The sequence below is a fragment of the Aquirufa lenticrescens genome (assembly GCF_019916085.1).
In the GTDB taxonomy this organism is placed as follows: Bacteria; Bacteroidota; Bacteroidia; order Cytophagales; family Spirosomataceae; genus Aquirufa; species Aquirufa lenticrescens.
On the sequence record NZ_CP049834.1, the window covers coordinates 842,186 to 850,000 of the forward strand.

A 7,815-nucleotide genomic window follows, 5' to 3' on the forward strand; every position below is an offset into this window, starting at 1 on the left:
ATAGGTTAAGCCCCCAAATTCCCCTAATTTTACATTATGGAAGAAAGACCGATAACTGACTGGCTGCCCCTCACGAAAAAAGAGGTAGAAAAACGTGGCTGGGATGAACTGGACGTGATTTTAATTTCTGGTGATGCCTATGTGGATCACCCGGCATTTGGTACGGCTGTCATCGGTCGAATCATGGAAAGTGAAGGTTTGAAAGTGGGTATCGTCGCTCAGCCAAACTGGAAAGATGATTTACGTGATTTCAAGAAATTAGGTAAGCCTAAATACTTTTTCGGCGTAACAGCTGGATGTATGGATTCCATGGTGAATCATTATACAGCAAACAAGCGTTTGCGTTCGAATGATTCCTATACTCCTGGTGGAGAAGCAGGATTTAGACCAGATTATGCGACCACCGTTTACACGAAGATTTTAAAAGAAATTTACCCAGATGTACCTGTTTTAATCGGTGGCATCGAGGCTTCTCTGCGTCGAGTAACCCATTATGATTACTGGGCAGATAAATTATTCCCCTCTATTTTAGTGGATTCTGGTGCCGACATGTTGGTATATGGAATGGGGGAGCAGCCTTTGCGCGAGATTATGCGAGGGGTGAAAGAAGGTAAGAAATTGGGTGATTTGACCCATATTAATCAAGTCGCGTTCTTGCAAAAAACGGCTCCTGCCTGTGATTGGGAAACTGTTGAGTTAGCGAGTCACGAAGTTTGTTTAGAAGATAAGATCAAGTACGCCGCTAACTTTAAGATTGTGGAAGTTGAATCAAATAAGTGGCAGGCAAATCGTATCATTCAAAAAGTAGGAGAGGACGTATTAGTTATTAATCCTCCTTTTAAAACGATGGAGGAGGTTGAAATGGACAAATCATTTGATCTTCCTTATACGCGTTTGCCGCATCCGAAATACAGAAAGCGTGGACCAATTCCTGCTTTTGAGATGATTAAATTCTCGGTCAACATGCACCGCGGATGTTTCGGAGGATGTAGTTTCTGTACGATTTCTGCCCACCAAGGCAAGTTTATTGCTTCTCGTAGTGAAAAGTCGATCATGAAAGAGGTCGAGCAAATCACGAAAGCACCTGATTTCAAAGGCTATATTTCTGACTTAGGAGGTCCTTCTGCGAACATGTATAGAATGAAGGGGAAAGATGAGGAGATTTGTGCACGTTGTGTCAGCCCTTCTTGTATCCACCCAGTCATTTGCAATAACTTAGATACTTCACACAAACCTTTGACGGATATTTACCGCAAAGTGGATAAGCATCCAGCCATCAAAAAGGCTTTTGTTGGATCTGGGGTTCGTTATGATCTCTTAGTGGACGATTTCAATAAGAATAACCAGGATGGGAATCACGACGAATATATGGAGCAATTGATTACGCGCCATGTATCTGGTCGTTTGAAAGTGGCCCCGGAGCATACTTCTGATGCAACATTACGTATTATGCGTAAGCCCTCTTTCAAGTATTTCCATGCGTTTAAGAAGAAATATGATGAGATTTCTGCCAAATTTGGTCTAAAACAACCCCTCATCCCGTATTTCATTTCTTCTCACCCTGGTTGTGAAGAGGAAGATATGGCAAATCTTGCTGCAGAAACGAAGGATTTAGGCTTCCATTTAGAGCAGGTTCAGGATTTTACACCTACACCTATGACAGTGGCGGAAGTGATTTATTATTCTGGTGTTCACCCATACACTTTGCAACCCGTTAAAACGGCCAAAACAAGGGAGGAGAAACAGAATCAAAACAAATATTTCTTTTGGTATAAACCAGAATACAAAGATTGGATTCGTAATCGCTTGACGCAATTAAAACGTCCTGATTTAGCACAGCGTTTATTAGGATTCAGAAATAACAAAAATGGCTGGACTAAATAATCCAGCTTTTCATTAATTAACCAAAAAACAATAATACAATGGATGAGAATGAAGAATTAATCGTTCGTGATAGCAATGGTGCTGTTTTGAAAGATGGCGATTCGGTTACCGTAATTAAAGATTTAAAGGTTCGAGGATCATCCAGTGTGATCAAGCGTGGAACGATGGTGAAAAATATTCGTTTAACGGACGATGCTGACGAAGTAGAAGGTAAAGTAGAGAAATCGATGATGGTTTTACGTACGGAGTTTTTGAAGAAAGCATAAATCAGTGGACAGTTGTCAGTCGTCGGTAGTCAGTAAAACTTAAATTTCAGGATATGAAAGCAAATGTATATGTGTTTTTTTTGTCACTTGTCGTAGTTGGGGTATTGTTATACAATAATTATGATTCATTAAGTGGAACAACAGCTAAATCAGCCCCCAAGCCTTTAACTGCTGCAGAGAGTAAAGCAGCTTTAAATAAGTGGGAAACTAGCCCAGATGGCGTTCAATTTAAAAATTGGGAGTCATCTCCAGCAGGCAAAAAAGTGCATGCAGGTGCTGTAAAAATAAATAAGTTTATACGCAGCAATGCCAAAATAGAGGGAGTAGTATCTTCTCTTTCTCTTCCAGAGGGAGCGAGATTGGGTTTTGGAGTAATGGTTAATATCGAAGGAGAAGAATATATCCTTTCAATGGGTCCAGTTTCCAAAGCCGAAATGCAACAATTGAAAAGCCTGAAGGTGAACGATAAAATTGTTATCAAAAGCCGCGGTGTTTCGAAAGCTCCTAAATATGCCTTTGCCATCGTTTCAGGCGACTATCTTGAAAGAGATAGTAAAGTGATTTATAAGCGCATACCTAACAAAGGCGGTTGTTAAACAGAGTAGAGATTATAGAGTAGAGAGTATAGATTGTTTCTCTCTTCTCTCTAATCTCTAATCTCTAATCTAATTCTTCCGGTTCCTCATCTTGAACCAATCCCTGATTCAGTTTTTTCGTCGACTTTATGCCCAATTTATGTAGGTTTTGGGCTCTATTAATAAGGTTTCCTTTCCCGGTACTTAGTTTGTTGATGGCATCACTGTGGGCATCTTCTGCTTTCTTGATATGTTTTCCCACATCTTCCATATCCTTCGTGAAACCGACAAATTTATCATATAAATCGCCTGCCTGGCGAGCAATTTCAATGGCATTTCTAGTTTGATACTCTGTCTTCCAAACCGAAGCAATGGTACGTAACGTAGCTAATAGGGTAGAAGGGGAGACTAAGACAATTTTTCGATCCCATGCATAATTGAATAAGCTTGTGTCCTGACTAATAGTAGCTACGAATCCCGATTCAATAGGGATGAATAGCAAGGTAAAATCTGGGCTAGTTAAATCTAATGCGGTGTGGTAATCTTTCGAAGATAGCTCCTTGATATGTGTTTTTAGGGATTCAATATGTGCTTTTAGTGCCAAATCTTTCTCAATTGTACCTTCCTCCGCACTTGTGTAACGTTCATAAGCCACTAATGAAACCTTACTGTCAATGATAAGGTTTTTATTGTCAGGCAAGAAGATGACAGCATCTGGTTTAATCGTATCATGATCCTGGTTTTTCGTTACAAATTGAGTTTGGTATTCCATCCCATTTTTCAATCCAGAACTTTCTAATACACGTTCCAAAATCATTTCGCCCCAGTTTCCTTGTGACTTATTCGATCCCTTAAGGGCGTTCGTTAAATCTTCTGTTTTCTGTGTTACGGTTTGATTTAAACTTGTTAGGTTTTTAATCTGCTCCATGAGCACCGTACTTTGTTCTAAGCTATTCTTTTGACCTAGATTAACCTTCTCTTCAAACTCACGTAATTTCTCTTTCAGAGGGTTCAAAACGTCGTTTAATTTAACCTGCTGTTGATCGCTTAGCATCTTTCCTTGTCTAAGAACAGATTCATTACTGATATCTACTAACATTTTGCGTAGCTTTTCCTCATCAGATTTCTGATTCTCCACCGTCATCTTTAAAGTCTCATTCTGACCTTCTAATTGGGATAATTTTCCAAATAATGTCCGATTTTCAGCCTCTAATGAAGCCAGTTTAGTTTGATCTTGGCTAGCTTGGGTTAATTGACTTTGTAATAAGGCAATTTTACCTTGAAATAGGAGAAAGGTAGCACCTGCGCCGGCTACTAGGGCTAGAATGATGTAGAGAATTGTCATGTAGCAAATGTAAATAATAAAGCACAAAGCATAAAGAATAAAACAGATAATAGATTATAGAGTAGAGATGGTGAGTGGTGAATGGTAAATGCAGTAATCAAGAGTCCGGAGGTAGGGAGTCCGAAGGAAATATTTCATACATGAATAAAAAACGAGGCGGCAGCCTCTTTTTTATGCCACATCTCTACTCTATACTCTATACTCTCTACTCTTTCCCTTCGGACTGATTTTAGGGCATAAAAAAAGACCCACACTTTCGGTGCAGGTCTTTTATAATAACTTGGAGCTTACTTACTTTCCCGGGTTTGATCCCAGTATCATCAGCGGTGCGGGGCTTAACTTCTCTGTTCGAGATGGGAAGAGGTGAACACCCGTCCTATCGGCTCCATACTTTTTGCAAGGTTTTAGCCTTTAGCCATATTGTGAGATAAAATAAACAGCAGTGTATAAATTAATAAAAGGTAAGCTTTCGGGTAATTAGTACTACTCGACTTTGACATTACTGTCTTTACATCTGTAGCCTATCGACCGTGTCGTCTACACGGACCCTTCATGGAATACTCATCTTCAGGTCAGTTTCGCACTTAGATGCTTTCAGCGCTTATCTGGTCCCGACGTGGCTACTCAGCTATGCCCTTGGCAGAACAACTGATATACCAGCGGTCAGTCCAACTCGGTCCTCTCGTACTAAAGTCAGAACCTGTCAATATTCCTACGCCCACAACAGATAGGGACCGAACTGTCTCACGACGTTCTGAACCCAGCTCGCGTGCCACTTTAATCGGCGAACAGCCGAACCCTTGGGACCTTCTCCAGCCCCAGGATGTGACGAGCCGACATCGAGGTGCCAAACCTCCCCGTCGATGTGAGCTCTTGGGGGAGATCAGCCTGTTATCCCCAGAGTACCTTTTATCCTTTGAGCGATGGCTGTTCCATACTAAACCACCGGATCACTATATCCTACTTTCGTACCTGATCGACTTGTCGGTCTCACAGTCAAGCTCCCTTTTGCTATTGCACTCTACGCACGGTTACCAAGCGTGCTGAGGGAACCTTTGAAAGCCTCCGTTACTCTTTTGGAGGCGACCACCCCAGTCAAACTACCCACCAAGCAATGTCTCCCCTTTGGGGATTAGAATTCCAGTACAAGAAGGGTGGTATTTCAACGTTGGCTCCCCGATGCCTAGCGACACCGGCTCACAGCCTCCCACCTATCCTACACATCCAGTACCAAAACTCAATGCTAAGCTATAGTAAAGGTTCATGGGGTCTTTCCGTCCCGTTGCGGGTAAACGGCATCTTCACCGTTACTACAATTTCACCGAGCTCACGGCTGAGACAGTGCCCAGATCGTTACACCATTCGTGCAGGTCGGAACTTACCCGACAAGGAATTTCGCTACCTTAGGACCGTTATAGTTACGGCCGCCGTTTACTGGGGCTTCAGTTCAATGCTTCGTGTTGCCACTAACATCCCCCCTTAACCTTCCAGCACCGGGCAGGTGTCAGGCCTTATACGTCATCTTTCGATTTAGCAAAGCCATGTGTTTTTGTTAAACAGTCGCCTGGGCCATTTCTCTGCGGCCACGATTGCTCGTGGCTCCCTTTATCCCGAAGTTACAGGGTTAATTTGCCGAGTTCCTTAGCCGTGATTCACTCGAGCGCCTTAGAATATTCTTCTCGACCACCTGTGTCGGTTTACGGTACGGGTTACTTATTAGTTATACACGCCTAGACTTTTCTTGGAAGTTTACTCACTACACTCGTTTTGGCATTGCTGCCGCCTCTCAAAGACACTATTCCGTCAGTATCTGGTAACCTGTAATCTCCGTCATCTATTTGCCCAATAAGTAAGTACAGGAATATTAACCTGTTGTGCATTAGGTTGTCGCCTTCGCTAGACCCTTAGCCCCCGACTAACCCTCAGTTGATTAGCATAGCTGAGGAAACCTTAGTCTTTCGGCGTGAGGGTTTCTCGCCCTCATTATCGTTACTCATGCCTACATTTGCTTTTCTGAACGCTCCAGCAAAGCTCGTCGCTTCACCTTCACCGCAGATCAGAATGCTCCCCTACCAGTATATAAATATAATCCAAAGCTTCGGTACTTTACTTGATGCCCGTTTATTATCGATGCCCGCCTCGCTCGACCAGTGAGCTGTTACGCACTCTTTAAATGAATAGCTGCTTCCAAGCTAACATCCTGGCTGTCACTGCAATCAGACTTCCTTAGTTCAACTTAGTAAAGATTTTGGGACCTTAGCTGTTGGTCTGGGTTCTTTCCCTCTCGGACTGGGACCTTAGCACCCCAGCCCTCACTCCCGGGTATATTTTAAGCCATTCAGAGTTCGTCAGGATTTGGTAGGATTTGACTCCCCCTAGTCCTATCGGTAGCTTTACCTGCTTAAAACTTAACCCCGAGGCTGTTCCTAAAAACATTTCGGGGAGTACGAGCTATTTCTCAGTTTGATTGGCCTTTCACCCCTACCCACAAGTCATCCAAATACTTTTCAACGTAAACTGGTTCGGTCCTCCACTCCGTGTTATCGGAGCTTCAACCTGCTCATGGGTAGATCACAAAGTTTCGCGTCTACTCCCACTGACTAAGCGCCCTATTCAGACTCGCTTTCGCTCCGGCTGCTCACGTCAACGTGATTAACCTCGCCAGTGAAAGTAACTCGTAGGCTCATTATGCAAAAGGCACGCCGTCACCCCACGAAAGGGCTCCGACCGCTTGTAAGCGTATGGTTTCAGGGTCTTTTCACCCCCTTACTCAGGGTACTTTTCACCTTTCCTTCACAGTACTCGTTCACTATCGGTCTCTTGGTAGTATTTAGCCTTACCGGATGGTGCCGGCAGATTCAAAGGGGATTTCTCCAGTCCCCCCCTACTCAGGATACCACTACAATTACATAAACTTACCAATACAGGGCTCTCACCTTCTATGGCCTGCCTTCCCAGACAGTTCTCGTTGATTTACATAATCGATGACGTGGTCCTACAACCCCAGTCTTGCCGCAACAACACTGGTTTGGGCTAATCCGCGTTCGCTCGCCACTACTTACGGAATCACTTTTGTTTTCTCTTCCTCTGCTTACTTAGATGTTTCAGTTCAGCAGGTTCGCCTCCTATCTTAAATAGGATAATAGATCTTCAATCTACTGGGTTGCCCCATTCGGAAATCTTCGGATCGAAGGTCTTGTGCACCTCCCCGAAGCTTATCGCAGCTTAACACGTCCTTCATCGCCTCCAAGAGCCTAGGCATCCCCCATACGCCCTTAATTCACTTACTCTTTTAAAATATCTTCATCCCGAAGGATTCAAATTCTAATTTGCTCTTACTCTTTACTTTATTCTCACAATATGTCAAAGAACCTTGTGTGAAATTCAATCAGCTTGCGCTTATCTCATTCACATCGTTCCCATGCTCTCTCTCCACATTTGGAAAGGGTAGGGGTGGTGTAATCTTTCAATCTAATATCAGACTCGTTTGTCTGATCGTACTCTGGTGGAGAATAACGGATTCGAACCGTTGACCCCCTGCGTGCAAGGCAGGTGCTCTAGCCAGCTGAGCTAATCCCCCAGGGATTATTTGCTTAATTACTTAGGCATTTTTTGCTTTTAGCGGCTTGGCCTCGTCTCACTTGCTTTTACAGCTTGCAAGCCTTTTTCTTGTGGGCCTGCGTGGACTCGAACCACGGACCTCTACATTATCAGTGTAGCGCTCTAACCACCTGAGCTACAAGCC

At 43.4% G+C, this 7,815-nt stretch carries 4 protein-coding genes, 2 tRNA genes and 2 rRNA genes (1 of these 8 running past the window's edge); 3 read left to right on the plus strand and 5 right to left on the minus strand.

From position 1 onward, the window contains the following. The first annotated feature begins 36 nt into the window (after positions 1-36). From G9X62_RS03885 to G9X62_RS03895, 3 genes are read left to right on the plus strand one after another with little or no spacing between them, the layout of a single operon-like run. The gene (locus tag G9X62_RS03885; RefSeq protein ID WP_223131493.1) at positions 37-1,884 is read left to right on the plus strand and encodes a YgiQ family radical SAM protein; all 1,848 of its coding nucleotides are present in this window, start codon (positions 37-39) and stop codon (positions 1,882-1,884) included. Between the two features lie 38 nt (positions 1,885-1,922). Continuing rightward, positions 1,923-2,150 carry a zinc ribbon domain-containing protein YjdM gene (locus tag G9X62_RS03890; protein ID WP_130895301.1) on the plus strand — a complete coding sequence of 76 codons (228 nt, stop codon included), beginning with the start codon at positions 1,923-1,925 and terminating at the stop codon, positions 2,148-2,150. Positions 2,151-2,203: 53 nt separating this feature from the next. Continuing rightward, positions 2,204-2,746, plus strand: a complete 543-nt coding sequence (locus tag G9X62_RS03895; protein WP_223131494.1) for a hypothetical protein — start codon at positions 2,204-2,206, stop codon at positions 2,744-2,746. A 64-nt stretch (positions 2,747-2,810) separates the two neighbouring features. Here G9X62_RS03895 and rmuC read toward each other — a convergent pair whose 3' ends face one another. The 5 genes from rmuC to G9X62_RS03920 all read right to left on the minus strand — a co-directional run. Continuing rightward, entirely contained in the window at positions 2,811-4,070 is a 1,260-nt protein-coding gene (rmuC, locus tag G9X62_RS03900; RefSeq protein ID WP_223131495.1) for a DNA recombination protein RmuC, read from the minus strand. A 278-nt stretch (positions 4,071-4,348) separates the two neighbouring features. Next, positions 4,349-4,460: ribosomal RNA gene (gene rrf, locus G9X62_RS03905) — 5S ribosomal RNA — on the minus strand. Between the two features lie 67 nt (positions 4,461-4,527). Further along, positions 4,528-7,360: ribosomal RNA gene (locus G9X62_RS03910) — 23S ribosomal RNA — on the minus strand. A gap of 213 nt (positions 7,361-7,573) precedes the next feature. Beyond that, positions 7,574-7,650: transfer RNA gene (locus G9X62_RS03915), tRNA-Ala, on the minus strand. A gap of 92 nt (positions 7,651-7,742) precedes the next feature. Next, positions 7,743-7,815 (minus strand) — tRNA-Ile (locus tag G9X62_RS03920) (it continues 1 nt past the right edge of the window).

Bases quoted from the DNA above. Each gene is read 5' to 3' on its own strand.
- G9X62_RS03885 (WP_223131493.1), top strand. From the start codon at position 37: ATGGAAGAAAGACCGATAACTGACTGGCTGCCCCTCACGAAAAAAGAG.
- G9X62_RS03890 (WP_130895301.1), top strand. From the start codon at position 1,923: ATGGATGAGAATGAAGAATTAATCGTTCGTGATAGCAATGGTGCTGTT.
- G9X62_RS03895 (WP_223131494.1), top strand. From the start codon at position 2,204: ATGAAAGCAAATGTATATGTGTTTTTTTTGTCACTTGTCGTAGTTGGG.
- rmuC (WP_223131495.1), bottom strand. From the start codon at position 4,070: ATGACAATTCTCTACATCATTCTAGCCCTAGTAGCCGGCGCAGGTGCT.